General features: G+C 75.3%; 8 protein-coding genes. 5 read left to right on the forward strand and 3 right to left on the reverse strand.

The window, feature by feature from the left end; genetic code table 11:
* Window positions 1-111: 111 nt before the first annotated feature.
* The 3 genes from ACIWVC_RS25665 to ACIWVC_RS25675 all read left to right on the forward strand — a co-directional run bounded on the left by ACIWVC_RS25665 (window position 112) and on the right by ACIWVC_RS25675 (window position 9,154).
* Complete coding sequence (locus tag ACIWVC_RS25665; protein ID WP_396454671.1) at window positions 112-6,114, forward strand: hypothetical protein; 6,003 nt, start codon at window positions 112-114, stop codon at window positions 6,112-6,114.
* Window positions 6,111-8,129, forward strand: a complete 2,019-nt coding sequence (locus ACIWVC_RS25670) for an MBL fold metallo-hydrolase (RefSeq protein WP_396450289.1) — start codon at window positions 6,111-6,113, stop codon at window positions 8,127-8,129. The genes ACIWVC_RS25665 and ACIWVC_RS25670 overlap by 4 nt, the downstream gene beginning before the upstream one ends.
* 248 nt (window positions 8,130-8,377) lie before the next feature.
* Entirely contained in the window at window positions 8,378-9,154 is a 777-nt protein-coding gene (locus tag ACIWVC_RS25675; protein ID WP_396450290.1) for an SGNH/GDSL hydrolase family protein, read from the forward strand.
* A gap of 5 nt (window positions 9,155-9,159) precedes the next feature.
* Here the strand turns inward: ACIWVC_RS25675 and ACIWVC_RS25680 are convergent, their stop codons facing one another.
* The gene (locus tag ACIWVC_RS25680; RefSeq protein ID WP_396454672.1) at window positions 9,160-11,679 is read right to left on the reverse strand and encodes an ATP-binding protein; all 2,520 of its coding nucleotides are present in this window, start codon (window positions 11,677-11,679) and stop codon (window positions 9,160-9,162) included.
* 153 nt (window positions 11,680-11,832) lie between these two features.
* Between ACIWVC_RS25680 and ACIWVC_RS25685 the strand changes: the two genes are divergently transcribed.
* Entirely contained in the window at window positions 11,833-12,642 is an 810-nt protein-coding gene (locus ACIWVC_RS25685; RefSeq protein WP_396450293.1) for an amidohydrolase family protein, read from the forward strand.
* Between the two features lie 15 nt (window positions 12,643-12,657).
* On the opposite strand, the gene ACIWVC_RS25690 is transcribed toward ACIWVC_RS25685, so the two are convergent.
* Window positions 12,658-13,683, reverse strand: a complete 1,026-nt coding sequence (locus ACIWVC_RS25690; protein ID WP_396450295.1) for a lysylphosphatidylglycerol synthase domain-containing protein — start codon at window positions 13,681-13,683, stop codon at window positions 12,658-12,660.
* Between the two features lie 216 nt (window positions 13,684-13,899).
* Here ACIWVC_RS25690 and ACIWVC_RS25695 point away from each other — a divergent pair, with 216 nt between their 5' ends.
* Window positions 13,900-15,048 carry an aminotransferase class I/II-fold pyridoxal phosphate-dependent enzyme gene (locus tag ACIWVC_RS25695; protein ID WP_396454673.1) on the forward strand — a complete coding sequence of 383 codons (1,149 nt, stop codon included), beginning with the start codon at window positions 13,900-13,902 and terminating at the stop codon, window positions 15,046-15,048.
* A gap of 3 nt (window positions 15,049-15,051) precedes the next feature.
* On the opposite strand, the gene ACIWVC_RS25700 is transcribed toward ACIWVC_RS25695, so the two are convergent.
* Window positions 15,052-15,951 carry an oxygenase MpaB family protein gene (locus ACIWVC_RS25700; RefSeq protein WP_396450298.1) on the reverse strand — a complete coding sequence of 300 codons (900 nt, stop codon included), beginning with the start codon at window positions 15,949-15,951 and terminating at the stop codon, window positions 15,052-15,054.
* Window positions 15,952-16,029: the final 78 nt, after the last annotated feature.

Consider the following 16,029-nt stretch of genomic DNA (forward strand, 5'->3'; position numbering starts at 1 on the left):
ACATAGATCATTGTTGATTCAATCAACAGTCATTTTGAGTTTTGATGACGAAAGTCAGTGGACCGCGTTACCTTGTCGTCGAGCGATGGAGGCAGCGGGAGGCGGGGCGACATGGGGCACGGGGTCCGGTGCGGAGACTGCGAGGGCGGGACCGCGCCCTTCGGGCCGCTCGGTGAACTGGCAGGTGACCTGACCGAGCTGGAGGACGTGGCGCTGGCGGCGGTGTCGGCCGAGGACGTCCGGGAGCTCCTGCGGCACGGGCCGCCCGAGTTCCAGCGCGCCGTACTCGACGTCGTGCGCCTCGGCGGAGGCAAGAAGATGCCCGCCGGGGCGCCCGAGCAGGTGCTGCGCACCATGCGGCACGGCGACCAGCGGCGCAGAGGGCGCCTGCGCCGGCTCTTCGAGGCGTGCTTCGTGCACGACTTCGGGAACGCCGACGAACTCGGCGCGGACGACTGCGCGAAGCTCCTCGGCGCGGACACGGCCGCGGACGTACTGGAGCGGGCTCCCAGGCTGCGCACGCTGCTGGCGTGGGACGCTCCCGTCGCACTCGTGCGCTGGGGGCTGGTGCGGGCCGTCATGGAGGACCGTCCGCTCGCGGTGGTGGCGCTCGGCCTGCTGGCGGCGGAGCCGGCGGAGAGGACGCCCGGGGTGCGGGCCGTGTGGGAGGCGCTCAGGGAAGTGCATCCCGGGCTGCCCGAAACCCCCGTCGGCCTGCTGGAGCTGAGGGCGATCGCCGCCGGGGAGCAGTCCGCCGCCCCCGAGCCGGAGCAGCTCGAAGCGCAGCTCGACGAGCTGCGCACGCGTTTCGCGAGCGCGGCGGACGCGGCGGAGCGCGTCGCCGGGCATCTGCGGGACGGCCGGCGGCCCGACGACGGCGACCTGGTAGTCGTCCAGTGCGTCGCCACCGGGTTCGACGGTCTCGCCGCGCGGATCCTCCCCGAGGAGCGGCCGGTCGAGCTGGACGAGCTGTCGGCGGCGGTCCGGGCCATGCTGCAGGCCGGCCGCAGGGACGACCGGGTCCGCGCCCTGCGGCGCGTCGAAGGGCCCGAGTCCGAGGCCGAGCTGCTGGCGGAGGTGCGGCGGGCGGCGGACGACGGGGACGCCGATCTGGCCGTGCTCGCGGAGCTGATCCAGGTGCGGGCTGACGACCGGCTGCGCGCACCCGCCCTGGCGGAGCGCGCGCGTGCGGAGCTGCCCGAGCGCTGGCACCGCCTCATCGACGTGGCGCTGATGGGGGAGCTCGCGATCGGAGAAGCCCCCGGCGAGCCCGCACGGGAGGAGACCCCCGCCCCAGTCCAAGAGCCTGCCCCGGCCCAAGAGCCCGCCCCGGCCCAAGAGCCGTCCGCAGTCCGAGAGCCCGGTCCGGCCCAAGAGCCGTCCGCAGTCCGAGAGCCCGGCCCGGCCCGAGAGGCCGGCCCGCCGGACGCGCCGGAGCCGGCCGACGATCCCGGCCACGTGGTCGAGGTGCCGGCTCCCCGGGAGGCGCCGAAGGACGAGACCGCCCCCGACCCGGATGAGCTCCATGCCCTCGACGCCTTCCTCCGAGAGGCGGCCGGAGCCGAGCCGCAGCCCCCGGCGGCGCGCACCGGGCACCGGCGCGACCGGACCGCCCGCCCCGCCGGAGAGGAGCCGGAGGAGCCGGAGACGCCGCAGGCCCCGCAGCCGCCCGCGGAGACGGACGAGCTGGTCGCCGCCGAGGCCGCCGCGCTGCGCGACCGGCGGTTCGGGCTGGCGGGCTGGCTGCGCGAGGCGGCCGGGCGGCCGGACGCCGAGGCCGCCGCCCGCTGGTGCGCGGCGCTCGCCGGCGAGATGGGCGTGTACGCGGGGGCGCTGTCGGCCGAGTTCGCCGCCGCGTCCCGGGAGCTGGACGCCAAGGCGCTCGCCGACGACCCGGCGGGCGGGCTGCTGGCGTGGGCGGCGGCGATCCGGGCGGGCCTCGTGTATCCGGAGACGGCGCGCGTGGTGGAGTGCCTGAACGTCGTCGTGTCCGGGCAGCCCGTCCTCAAGGAGTGCGGTGAGGCGTTCGCGCAGGCGGCGCGGGCCGGGGTCTACCTGGGGCCCGGCATGGACGGCTGGATCCGCGGCGCCGCCGAGCTGGCGCAGGCCCGCGACGCCGCGTCCAGGGAGGCGGCCCGGCTGCTGGAGGAGGCCCCGCACCGCACCGTCAAGCTGGCCCGCGCGACCGAGGTGTGGAAGGCGCTGCTGTCGGCGGACGGCGAGGTCCGGCGGCTGCTGCGGCCGGCCGCCGAGGACGACGCGGCGCGGGCCGGGGAGGTGGCGGCGGAGGTCGTCCGGCTGCGCGGCGGCGCCGGCGTCGACCGGCTGATCGACGAGACCGACGGGCGGGTCAACAGCCCCAAGAAGGGCAGGCCGATCATCGCGGGGGCGCGCCGGCGGCTGCGCGAGCGGATCGACGGCGCGCTCGGCGCGGCCGGGCGCTGGGCGGCGGCGGTGAAGGAGCACGAGGACGCCGCGTCCGGCGACCGCGACTGGCGGGTGGCGCCGCTGCGGCAGCTGCGCGACGCCGTCGCCGGGCGGCGCGCGGAGATCGACGCGGCGCTCGCCGCGTCGGCGGGCACCGCGGGCGAGGCGGCCGCGGACGCCGCGCGCCACCTGCTCGGCGGCGCGTTCGCGCTGCTGGACGGGGAGCGGCCGGCCGAGACCGAACCGCCCGCCGCGCACGTCCTCAACCGGGACCTGCTCGCGGCCGCCGGCCTCGCGCTCGACCCGCGCACGCTGCGGCCCGCCCGGGACGCCGCCCTGGCGGAGCTGGCGGCGGTCGCGCACGCCGGGCCGCCCGACTGGGAGAAGGTGTTCGAGGCGCGGGCCGCGCGGCTCGACCACGGCGGCACGCGGGCGGTCGTGTCCGTCCTGGAGGCGCTCGACCCGGAGGCCGCCGCCCGGCTCCGGGAGCGCCGCGGCGAGCTGGTCCGGGACGCCCGCGCCGGGCGCGACGAGAGCGTCGAGGAGCTGCGCGACCTGATCGCGATGTCGCGGCGGGACGGGCTGCTCACCGAGGGCGAGGAACGCGAGGCCGAGGAGGCGGTCCGGCTGCTCACCGCCGGCGACCGGGACGACTTCGACCGGATCGGGCGCGAGCTCGGCGCGCTGCGCGCCCGGCTGGAGGAGCGGTGCGAGGCGAGCGTCCGGGCGGCGCGCGAGGCGCTGGCCGAGGCGCGGCGGGCCGGCGGCCTGCGCGCGGCCGACGCCGAGCGCGTCGAAGAGCGCATCGAGCGCCGCGACCTGACGACCGCGCGCGAGTTCATCGCGCAGCTGCAGGCCGGCAAGCAGCTCCCGGAGAAGGCGGAGAGCCCCGACTTCGAGCGCTTCTACCCCGCGTTCCCGGACGCGTTCCACCGGCACTCCCGGCAGACCGGCAAGCGCGCCCGCAAGCAGGAGACCAGCGGGTACATCGACGCGCTGAAGGACGCGCTGATCGCCGGCCGGGACGTCGCCGAACCGGAGCTGTACGGCCTGCTCGCCGGCGCCGGCGCCGACATCCCGCAGATGCGCGAGGCGTCCCGCCGGGTCGCGGGCGAGGGGCTGCGCAAGTGGCTGAACCTGCGCGAGGGCCGCAGCAAGACGCCGGGGAACCTGCGCTCGCTGATCGGCGCGGTCCTCAAGATGATCGGGCTGGAGGGGACGCAGGGCGGCGCCGACCAGGGGCCGGACCGGATGTGGATCGTCCTGGACGAGGTCCGGCACGTCGGCTCGGCCGGCGGGGCGCTGCTGCCGGCCTTCGGGTCGCAGAAGAGCCCGTCGGGCGGGCGGCTGCGGCTGCTGCTGCACTGGGGGCGCCCCGGCCCGCAGCAGCTGGCCGACCTGCTGGGCGGGCAGCCCGAGGGCGAGACCGTCCTGGTGCTGTACTTCGGCGTCCTGTCCGCGGACGACCGCGCGCAGCTCGGCGAGGCCGCACGGAGGCGCCGCGCGCCGGTCTCCGGGGTCCTCGACGACGCCGCGATCGCCTACCTGGCGTGCCGGCCGCAGGACTGGTCGGTCGCGGTCGCGCTGATGGCGCCGTTCACCGCCACCGACCCCTACACCCCGGCCGGGGACGTCCCGGAGGAGATGTTCTACGGGCGGTCCGAGCAGCTCCGCAAGGTCACCGACCGCAGGGGCCCGTCGTTCGTGTTCGGCGGGCGGCAGCTCGGCAAGTCGGCGCTGCTGCGCAAGGCCGAGCGCGATCTGGCCGCCGACCCGAACCGCACGGTGATCCTGGAGACCATCCAGACGGTCGGGAAGGTCCGGTCGATATCGCTGTGGCCGATCCTCGGCGACAAGCTCGCCAACGCCGGCGTCGTGCGGGCCGGGCTCACGGGCCGCGACCAGGTGACCGACGCGGTCCGGCGCTGGGCGGACGCCGACCGGAACCGGCAGCTGCTCATCCTGCTGGACGAGGCCGACGCCTTCCTCAACCGGGACGCCGAGCGGGGCCGCTTCGAGGACGTCACCGCCCTGCGCACCCTCATGGAGGACACCGGCCGCCGCGTCAAGGTGGTGTGGGCGGGCCTGCACCAGACCGCGCGGTTCCACGGCCTGCCGAACCAGCCGCTGACGCAGCTCGGCGAGCCCATCGCGATCGGCCCGCTGGACCCGCAGGACGCGTTCGACCTGCTCGTCCGCCCGCTCGCCACGCTCGGGTACACCTTCCCCGAGACGCTCGCCGCGCGGGTGATCGCCGAGGCCAACAACGCGCCGGCGCTCGTGCAGCTGTTCGCCGGGAAGCTGCTCGCCCTGCTGCGGGAGACGCCGCGGACCCTCCCCTACGAGATCACCCGGGAGGACGTGGCGGAGGTCTGGCGCGACCAGAAGCTCCTGGACGGCTTCCAGAAGCGGTTCGACGACACCCTCACCCTCGACAAGCGCTACAAGGTCATCGCCTACACGGTGGCGCTGCACGCGCTCGACGACGGCGCCGCCGGCGAGGCGCTCACCGTCCGGCAGCTGCTGGAGGAGTGCCGGTACTGGTGGGCGCGCGGGTTCGAGGACTGCAGCGGCGATGACTTCCGCAGCCTGCTGGCCGAATGCGTCAACCTCGGCGTCCTCGGCGAGGACGGCGGCCGCTACCGGCTGCGCACCCCGCACGTGCTGCGGCTGCTCGGCGGCGTCCGCGAGATCGAGAACGTGCTGGAGAACGCCGCCGACTTCGACGACCCCGACGAGTTCGACGCGCACTCCTACCGGATGCCGCACCTGGCCGGCCCGGACCGCGCGCCGCTCAGCATCGGGCAGATCACCGGGCTGCTGCGGCCGGGCCGGCTCGTCCACGTGGTCGCCGGGTCGCCGGCGCTGCACGCCGAGCGGGTGGCGGCGTCGCTGCAGGCCATGCCGTCCGGCCGGGCCGACCTGGAGATCCGGGTCGTCCGGCCGGGGGAGGGGACGTTCGACAGCGCGGTGCTGCGCGCCCGCCGGCACCCCGGCCACGACGTCATCGTCGTCGACCTGCACGCGGCCCGCGACGGCGAGCAGTTCGAGCGGCGGTTCGCCGAGGCGCGGCACGCGGTCGCCGACACCGCCGGGGAGGGCACCCTGTCCGTCGTGCTGGTCGCCGGCCCCGCCTCCGCCGCGGGATGGCTCCGCCGCGCGGCCGACGACGACGTCGAGCTGGTGCCGCTGCGCCGCTTCGACGCGCCCGCGATCCGGCAGTGGATGCTGGAGGACTCGCTGGGCTTCCCCGACGACGCCGGGCAGCGCGAGCTCCTCCGGCGCACCGGCGGCTGGCCGACGCTGGCCGGGCGCGTCGTCACCGCCGTCGCCGGACGCGACCGCGACCAGGTCCTCGACGACGTGCTGCGGCAGGTGCGCGCCAGGCCGGAGGCGCTCCTGGACGACACCGGCGTCCGCGCCGACCCGTGCCTGGCGGCCGCGTGGCGCGTGCTCGTCCAGGAGGACGACCGCGGCACCGCCGACGACCTCGCCGCCCTCCTCGCCCTCTACGGCGAGGACGAGACGCCCGGGCTCACCCCCGCGGACCTGCGCGGCCACGGCTACGGCGACCCGGGGGACCTGGTGGAGGCGCTGCGGGTGCTCGGCGCGCTGGAGGCCGCGGACGGCCTCCTCGGCTGCGAGCCCGTCCTCGCCGACGCCGCCCGGCGGGCGGCCGCGGGATGACCGCCGCCGGCGGCGCGGAGGCCGGGCCGGCCCTCGCGCCGGACGCGCTCGCGGCGGTGCTGCGCGCGGTGGCGCTCGCGGTGCTGGAACGCCCGTCCGCGGCCCGCCTCGCGTCCGATCCCGCCGTGCTGGCCGCGGAGCGCCCGGCCCTGCTGCTGGACGCGGTCGAGCGGTTCCCGGCGCTGCGCGCCCGCGCCGCCGAGCGGCTCGGGGACGCCGGCGGCGAGGCACGCGCGCTGGCCGCCGTCCTGCTGCACCCCGACACCGGCGTCGTCCGGGCCGGGCTGGGCTGGATCCGGCGCCGCGACCGGGCCGCCGAGCGCGCGGAGCGCGACGCCGGGCGCGCCGCCCGCCGCATCGACCACCTGCGCGGGCGCGTCAGGACCGAGCAGGGGCGCCTCGAATACGCGCGCCGCGACGCGCGCGAGGCGTCCGAGCGGCTCGCCGCGACCCGGGAGGCGCTCGCGGAGCAGGAAGAGCGCGCGGACGCCCTGACCCGGCGGCTGGCGACCGAGCGGCACCGCTGGGCGGACCCGCGCGCCCTGGCGGCGGCCCTCCTCGCCGCACTGGAGAACCCCTCCTCCGCACACCGCAGCGCCGGCCCGGCGGCCCGTGCCGCCGGCATCGACGACCCCGGGAAGGCCCTCGCCTTCCTGCGGGCGCTCGTGGATCCGGCGCCGCCGCCCGCGGCCGTCACCGAACTGGGCCTGCGGGTCGTGCCGCTCGGCGGGGACACGCACATCGGCGGCTCCTGCGTGCTCGTCGAGGCCGGCGGGACGCGGATCCTCGTGGACGCCGGGCTGCGCCCCGGCGACCGCGCCGAGCCGCCCCGCGACATCGGCCGCGCTCTCGGCGGATCGCTGGACGCGGTCGTCGTCACCCACGCCCACAACGACCACTGCGGCTACGTGCCCGCCCTGGTCGCCCGCCGCCCCGGCCTGCGGGTGCTCGCGTCGCCGGAGACCGCGGCGCTCATGCCGGTGATGTGGGCCGACACCGCGAAGGTCCTCGCGGCGCGGGAGCGCGGCCGGGCCCGCTGGGGCGACGTCGGCGACGTCCTCTACGGGCCGCCGGAGGTGGATGCCGCGGCCCGGCGGTGCGAGGAACTGCCGTTCGGGGCGCCGCGCCGGATCGGGGCGCTGACCGTCGAGCTGTTCCCCGCCGGGCACATCCTGGGCGCGGCCGGGGCGGTGGTGCGCGCCGGGGACCGCCGCGCCGTCATCACGGGCGACATCTCGGGCTTCCGGCAGGAGACGGTCGGCGGCTGCGCCGTGCCCGAGTCCGCCCGCGGCGCCGACCTGCTCGTCATGGAGTCGACCTGCTGCACCGAGGACCACGACGACCGCGACATGCGGGTGGACGAGCTGGTGCGCGCGGTCGCCGACGTCCACCGGGGCGGCGGCCGGGTCCTGATCCCCGCGTTCGCGCTGGGCCGCGCCCAGGAGATCGCGCTGATCCTGCGGCGGCACCTGCCGGACGTGCCGGTCCGGCTGGACGGCATGGCCGCCGAGCTGGCCCACGTGTTCGAGTCCCTGGACCCGGCGCTGCGCGTGTTCGGCGGCGCCGCCGCGGTCGCGAACCGCCCCGCCGAGCTGGACGCCTTCCGCACCGGGGTCGTCATCTCCACGTCCGGCATGCTGACGGGCGGGCCGGCCGTCCAGTGGGCGGGCCGGATCCTCCCCGAACCGGGCAGCGCCCTGTTCATCTCCGGATACCAGGACGAGGAGTCCCCGGGCCGGGCGCTGCTCGACCTCGCGGAAAAGGGCGGGGAATTCTTCCTGCCCGGGCACGGCCGCGGGACCGCCGTTCCGGTGCGCGCCCGCGTGGCGACGGTCCGCCTTTCCGCGCACGCCGACCGCCGCGGTCTTCTCGGCGTCGCCGACGAGGTCGCGGCGCGGGAGGTGATGCTCGTCCACGGGATTCCCGGGCGGCAGCGCACGTTCGCCGAGACCCTCCGCGTCCGGGGCGCCCGGCCGGTCGCGACCGGTCCCTGGCGCCCGGACGGCCGCAGTTGACCGGAGTGGCCCCTGTGCTCTCCGGGGCTGCCGTGATTCCATGGAAAATGGTTGTTATCTCTTATGTCTTGACGGCTGAGAATTCCACTGATTTCGGGATTGCAACGGCGAATTGTGACAAATATTGTTGATCAGGTCAGGGGCTTGGCAGAATGGCGGGCCGGGTATAAGCGGGGCGGCACAATTCGATACGACGCTCCGGAGTGCAGATGCGTCTTTCCCGCCCCTGTGTCGCCGCTCTCGGTGCGGTGACCTTCGCCGCCACATCACTGCTCTGGACCGGTTCCGCCTCGGCGGCCGGGACCAACTACGTCGCACTCGGGGATTCCTACTCGTCCGGCACGGGGGCCGGAAGCTACGACCCAGGCAGCGGGTCGTGCAACCGCAGCGCCAACGCCTACCCGAACCTGTGGGCGGCGGCGCACTCGACGTCGTCGTTCAAGTTCGTGGCCTGCTCGGGGGCGACCACCGCGACCGTCGCGAGCGGGCAGCTCGGCGCGCTCAGCTCGTCCACGACGCTCGTCAGCCTCACGGCCGGCGGCAACGACGCCGGGTTCGCCGACGTCATGCAGACCTGCGTCCTGCACTCGACCTCGACCTGCCAGAGCCGGGTGGCGGAGGCCGAGAGCTACATGCGCAACACCCTGCCCGGCCGGCTCGACTCCCTGTACTCCAAGATCCGCGCCAAGTCCCCGTCGGCCCGCGTGGTGGTGCTCGGCTACCCGCACCTCTACAAGATCGTCAGCGTGTGCGTGGGGCTGAGCAACGCCAAGCGCACCGCGCTGAACGAGGCCGCCGACACCCTCGACGGCGTCATCGCCAGTGCGGCCGGGCGCGCCGGCTTCACCTGGTCGGACGTCCGCGACGAGTTCGCCGGCCACGAGCTGTGCTCGGGCGACGACTGGCTCAACGCGGTGACGATCCCGCTCGAATCGTCCTACCACCCGACCGCCCGCGGCCACCGCCTCGGCTACCTGCCCGCGATGACCGGCTCCGCGAGCCTCGCCCTCAAGAAGCAGGCCTGACCGGTCTAGGGCTCTTCGGCCGGGCCGGGTTCCGCCCGGCGGAGCTCGGCCCGGAGGTCGTCGGCCAGCGGTGATCCGAGTTCCCGCAGGAGCCCGAGCCCGGCCCGCAGGTGCGCGGCCGCCTCGTCGCGGCGGCCGGCGGAGAGGAGGAGCCGCCCGAGGAGACGCTCGGCGTCGGCGCGCAGGTACAGGTCGTCGGCCTCCTGCGAGGCCGCCGCGGCGGCCTCGCAGGAGGCCAGAGCCTCTTCCAGGTCGCCGGCCGCCGCGTGCGCCTGCCCGAGTTTGAGGAGGGTCTGCACCTCTTGGCGTTCGTCGCCTAGAGAGATGTAGACGTCGCGTGCTTGACGCAGGTGGCGGACGGCCTCGTCCGGCTCCCCGGCCGCGAGATGGGCGGCGCCGATGCTGTGCAGGGCGTCGGCCTCGCCGAGCCGATCTCCCAGTTCCCGGTACGCCCGCAGGGCGTCCTGGAGGGCCGGAAGCGCCTGGAGACCGTTTCCGCCGAGGACCTGGACGTCGGCGATGCCGTGACGAGCGCGGACGGCGCCGACCGGGTCCTCCAGTTCGCGGTACATGCCGAGGACCGTCTCGTACTGGTCCATCGCCGCCTCACCGTTGCCCGCGAGACGGTGGGCGTCCGCGATGCTGTGCACGGCCCGGGCACTGGAGAGGCGGTTTCCGGTGCTCTCGTACACGGTCAGCGCCCGCGTGTAGATGTCTATCGCCGCCTCGTACCGGTGCTGCATGCGGTCGAGGTCGCCCAACGAGTGCAGGGTCCGCGCCTCCCGGTGCCGGTCGCCCGACTCGCGGTAGACCGCCAGCGCCTGCTCGTAGTAGGACCTGGCCTCGCGATGCCGGCCGGTCAGCCTCGCGATGTCGCCGCTCAGGAAGACCATGTCGGCGGAGCACGCCGAATCGCCGAGATCAGCGCACCACTGCGCGGCCCGGCGGCACAGGTCCGCGGCGTCCGTCCAGTGGCCGCTGAGGCGCAGGAAGTACGCCATCGCGCGGGCGAGGCGCGCCGCGCGGGCCGTCTGGCCGCCCTCGACGGCGAGTTCGACGCATGCGTGGAGGTTCGGGCGTTCGGTCTCCAGCCATGCCATCGCCTCCGCGTGCGAGGCGAAGGCCGGGGCCTCGGCCGGCGGGTGCTCGATCTCGTTCTCGGAGTCCCTGAAGCCGAGGAGGTTGATGACCCGCTCGGCGCGCACCGACGCCGCCGTGTAGTAGTCGATGAGCCGAGCCCTCGCGGCGGAGGTCTCGGCCGGGGGCTCCTGTTCGACGCGATGCAGGACGAAGTCCCGGACGAGGTCGTGCAGCCGGTACCGCCGATAGGCGGGCTCCTCCAGCAGGCTCTGCTCGCTCAGGGCCTCCAGGCCGGCCGCGGTATCGGCGATGGTTCCGCCGTACAGGGCTCCGGCCGCCGGCACGTCGAAGTCGGTACCCGGGTGGAGTGCCAGGCGCCGTAGCAAACGCTGCTGGTCGGGGGTGATTCCTTCGTAGGAGGGGTGGAAGGCGGCCATTACGCCGTTCTGCCCTGGAATGGGCAGATCATCCCGCGCCTCGGCCTCCCTCATCTCCGAAAGCAGGTTCCCCGGCGTCCAGGCCGGGTGGGACTGGAGGTGCCCGGCGGCCAGCCGGACGGCGAGCGGGAGGCGGCCGCATCGGGAGACGATCTCCCGGACCTCTCCGGAGCCGCTCTGCAGCCGCTCCGCCCCGACCGCGCCGGTCAGCAGCCGCACCGCGTCCTGCGTCGCGAGCGCGTTGAGGGCGACGACCTGCCCCCCGTCCAGGACGAGCCGGCGCCGGCTCGTGACGATCGTGAGGCAGGGGCCCGCGGGGATGAGCGGCACCACCTGCCGGTCGTCCGCGGCGTTGTCCAGGACCACGAGCGTGCGGGAGTCCGCGGTCTGCGACCGCCACAACGCGGCGCGCTCCTCCAGGGACTCGGGGACTTGATCGGGTGCCAGGCCCAGCCCGTGGAGCAGGGCCTCCAGCGCCCTGCCGGGCGGGACGGGCGCCTGGTCGGCGCTGTGCCCGTGCAGGTTCAGGAACAGGGCGCCGTCGGGAAAGGAGTCCGCGAGCCTGTGCGCGGCGCGGACCGCCAGGGCCGTCTTGCCGACACCGGCCATCCCGCTGATCGTGCAGACGGCCGCCGTTCCGGAGCCGGCGCGGCCGGCCGCGGCCTCGATGCGCTCCAGCACCGTCTCGCGGTCCACGAAATCCGGAATGTCCGTCGGCAGGCTCCGCGCCGCGCGGACGGGGATCGCGGCGGGCCGGCGCAGGGCGCGCGCCAGGGCCTCCAGCTGCTCGGAGGCGACCCCGGTGTTCTCCCTCCGCGGGCTCCTGTCCTGGAAGAGGCTGACGCCGGCGATCGCCAGGCCGGACACGCCGCTGAACGCGCCGAACACGCTCGCCAGCTTGTCCGCGTTGTCCAGCCCCAGCTCGGCGAACAGCACGGTGAGACCGATGAGCAGGCAGCTGAAGCCGATGAGGCCCAGCAGGACGGAGCGGCGGCGCCAGGAGAACACGGTGTCATTTTGTCGCAGGAGCAGGGGTATACGTGGTAAGTCCTAACGATCCTCGCCTGGCCGGACGAAGATCGGTGGGCGGCCGTCCCGCCCGTTGACAGGACGCTGTTCCAGGGAACCAGAATGGGGTTCTGTTTACAGGGGGAGGGATTCATGGTCGTCGACGCTTGGATGCAGCACGGGACGGTCCGGTTTCTGCAGCACGAGATGCTCGATTCGCTGTGGCGGTGGCTCGGGCGGAAGCCGCCGGCGGAGCAGCCGCCCGTCCAGGCGACCGTCGCGGCCATGGACGCCGGGGGAGTGGACATCGGCCTCATCAGCGCCTGGTACGGGCCGGAGGGCGACCTGGTGAGCAACGACGAGGTCGCTTCGTTCGTCGAGCAGGCCCCGGGCCGGCTGATGGGCATCGCGTCGGTCGACCTGCGCAAGCCCATGGAGGCCGTGCGGGAGCTGAGGCGGTGCGTGCGCGAACTCGGCTTCAGGGGGCTGCGCGTCGTGCCGTGGCTCTGGGAGCTGCCGCCCACCGACCGCCTCTACTACCCGCTCTTCGCGGAATGCGTGGAGCTGGGCATCCCGTTCTGCACGCAGGTCGGGCACACCGGCCCGCTGCGGCCGAGCGAGACGGGGCGGCCGATCCCGTACATCGACCAGGTCGCGCTCGACTTCCCCGAGCTGGTCATCGTCGGCGGGCACATCGGCTACCCGTGGACCGAGGAGATGGTCGCGGTGTGCCGCAAGCACCCGAACGTCTACATCGACACGTCGGCGTACACGGTGCGCAGGTATCCGCCGGAGCTCGTCCGGTACATGACGCAGGACAGGCACCACAAGGTCATGTTCGGCACCAACTACCCGATGCTGACCGCCGACCGGGCCCTGAAGGGGCTGGACGACCTCGGCCTCGGCGACGAGGCGAGGGAGGCGTTCCTGTCCGGCAACGCCGCGAAGGTCTTCCATCTTTGATCCACAACGTAAAGGTCACCGGCGGAGCGTCCGGCAGGCGAGGAGACCCAGCGGGACCGGCGCCCAGAACGTGACCGCGCGGAACAGCAGGACGGCGTGCAGGGCCGGTCCGGCCTCGACGCCGAGCGCGGCGAGCGCGGCCACGAGCGCGGTCTCGGTGGAGCCGACGCCGCCGGGCAGCGGGACGGCGGCCCCGGCGGCGGCTCCCACCAGGTAGGCGGCGAGGAGGGCGAGGAGGTCGGCGGGCCCCACCGCCGTCGCGGGGACGGCGAGGACGCAGAGCGCGAACGCCACCGCGAGGGCGAACGTGGTTCCGGCGGACGCGGCCAGGGTGAGCAGCAGGTCGCGCGGGCGGCGGCACAGGTCGGCGAACCCGGCGAGCGCCCGCCCGACGGCGGCGGAGCGGGCCGCGCGGCGGCCCCACAGCACGGCGGCGGGCAGCAGCACCCCGCCGGCGACGAGCAGCGGGAGCGGCGGGACGAGCCCGGCGGCGTGCGCGGCGTGCTCGCCGAGGGCGTCCAGCATCCGGCCGTTCCCGCCGCCGAGGCCGAGGACGGCGCCCAGCAGCAGCAGGTCGGCGGGGACGCCCGCCACCTGCAGGACCGCGACGGCGACCACCGCGCGGGGCAGCGGCAGGCCGCGGCAGACGAGGTAGCGGGTGTTGACCGCGACGGCGCCGAGGCCGCCCGGGGTGATCCGGTTCGCGGCGGACGCGGCGAACTGCGCGAGCGTCGTGGTGGCGAGCGGCAGCGGGCGGCCCGCCGCGCCGCGCAGCGCGAGCGCGGAGCACACGTAGTGCAGCAGCGAGAGCAGGACCAGCGCCGGGAGGAACTCCCAGCGCATGGCGCCGAGCGCGGACGCCGCGGGACGCAGCGGGCCGAGGGTCGCCAGCAGGACCGCGGCGAGGCCCGCGAGGAGCACCCCGAGGATCGTCCAGCGGGCCCGGAGGACCCGCTGGACGGCGGGAAGCGGTGCGGTGCGGACGCCGAGATCGGGGAGCTCGGCGGGCACCGCGGCGCGTTCGGCGGTGATCGTGTTCACACCCCACGTTCGGATGGAGAGCGCGTGACCAGGTGATACCCGGTGACGTGCACGATATGGGGTGTTTTCGCGCGCCGAGCCCGGAACACGGCCGGGATGGCTGGTGAACTTTCCCCGGCGGCGCGCGGTTTTGGTCCTCGTCCGAGATTGTTTTCACCCTATGATTAGGGTCCGCTACGGGACGTGATGATCATTTGACCGGGGAGTGTGACGACCATGACCAGCGCTCACCAGCGGCTGGGCGAACGCATCAGGGTGTTCCGGGGCGCGCGGGGCCGCCGGGCCGCGGCGCCGAAGGCCCCCGGCGACCGGGCGATCGTACTGACCTGTAGCGACTATCTCGCCCTCGCCGGGCATCCGGCGGTCACCGAGGCCATGATCGCCGGCCTGCGGGAGGAGGACGCCGCGCCGCCCGCGACCGGGCCCTGCCTGCCCGGCGACCACCCGCAGGTCGTCCTCGGCGAGCGGTTCGCCCGGCACCTGGGCGCGCGGGCGGGGGTGCTCTGCTCGTCGGGCTGGGCGGCCAACACCGGGCTGCTGCAGGTGATCGCCGGCCCGGACGTCCCCGTCTACCTGGACGTCCTCGCGCACGCGTCGCTGTGGGAGGGGGCGCGGGCGGCGGGCGCCGAGCCGGCCTGCTTCCGCCACAACGACCTCGACCACCTGCGCCGCCGGATCGAGGCGGGCGGCTCCGGGGTGATCGCCGTGGACGCCGTCTGCGGCACCGACGGCTCGGTCGCCCCGCTGGCCGGCCTGGCGGCGGTGGCCGAGGAGCACGGCTGCCTGCTGGTCGTGGACGAGTCGCACTCGCTCGGCACGCACGGCGAGCGCGGTGCGGGCCTGGTCGCCGAGCTGGGCCTCACCGGCCGCGTCGACTTCCGCACGGCGAGCCTGGCGAAGGCCCTGCCGGGAAGGGCCGGGCTGATCGCCTGCGACCGTCCCGGCTCCGCGGACTGTTTCCCCCGCACCGCGCTCCCGGCGGTGTTCGGCTCGACGCTGCCGCCGCACGACGTCGCGGGCCTGGCCGCGGCGTTGAAGGTGGTGCGCAGGGAGGGCTGGCGGCGCGGGCGGCTCCGCGCGATCACGGCCCGGCTGCGGGAGGGGCTGGCGGAGCTCGGCTACCGGCTGGTGGAGTCCGACTCGCAGATCATCGCGCTGGAGGCCGGGTCGGAGTCGGAGGCCACCCGCATGCGGGACGCGCTGGTCGGCCGCGACATCTTCAGCGCGGCGCTGTTCCCGCCGGCGGCGTCGGTGGGCCGCACGCTGGTCCGCCTCTCCGCGCACGCGGGCCTGTCGGACGGCGACGTCCGCCGCATCCTCACCGCGTGCCGGGAGGTCCGCCCCCGGGCGGCCGCGGTCGTGTGACCCTCACGCGGCCGGCTGGTACCGGTCCTCGCGGGTGTGCGCGCCGATGTAGCGGAGCATGCTGCGCAGCGCCCAGTGGTTGATGCCGCTCGGCATGATGCGGTAGCCCTGCCGGTGGGCCATCGCGAGCGCGGCGAACCGGGCCTGGTCGAGCGGCGACCAGGGGATGTCGAACCGCTCCCGGACGAGCGGCGGCAGGCACCCGAACGTGATCAGCCGCAGCGGCCGCTCGATGACCAGCCGTCCGGCGCGGTCGAGCCGGGGGCCGCCGACGGGCAGGACCGTGACGCTCTCGGACCCGTGTTTGGCGATCTCCAGTGCGCGCGCCGCGGCGGGCGTGAGTTCGAGCGTCTTGGCGCAGATGTGCCAGAACTTGGACTGGAAGGCCGCGTAGTCCTCGGGCACGGGGCGCATGCTGACGCCGTAGCGGGAGTACCAGGTGACGGTCTCGGCGTACATCTGCTCGTGGTCCTCGGCCGTGAGCGTGCCGGGGTGGAAGATCTCGGCCGCCTTGAAGATCTCCCATGTGAAGGTGGCGTGCGCCCACCAGAACGTCTCGGGTTCGAGCGCGTGGTACCGCCGGCCGTGCTCGTCGACGCCGCCGATGCCGCGGTGCAGGTCGCGGATGCCGCGGGCGCGGGTGACGCCGTCCGGCGCGAGGATCGTCGCCCAGATCTGCGGGACGGACCGGTGGATCCGGTCGAACGGCGCGTCGAAGAACGCCGAGTGCTCGCCGACGCCCGCGCCGATGCCCGGATGCATGAGCTGCATCAGCCCGGCGGCGGCCCCGGGCAGCAGCGACCGCAGGTCGCCGGCGTACCGCCACAGCAGCGTCCCCGGCACCAGCGGCGCGCGCGCGACCGCCCGGGAGGAGCGAGCACGGGACGGGGACGAGGCGGCCATGACACCTCCAGACCGGTGACCGAGCCCCACCAGCCTAGATCGCCCCTGAGACAAGAGTCAACATTTGTCACACGTCCC

It is taken from the genome of Actinomadura sp. (assembly GCF_044508335.1).
In the GTDB taxonomy this organism is placed as follows: Bacteria; Actinomycetota; Actinomycetes; order Streptosporangiales; family Streptosporangiaceae; genus Spirillospora.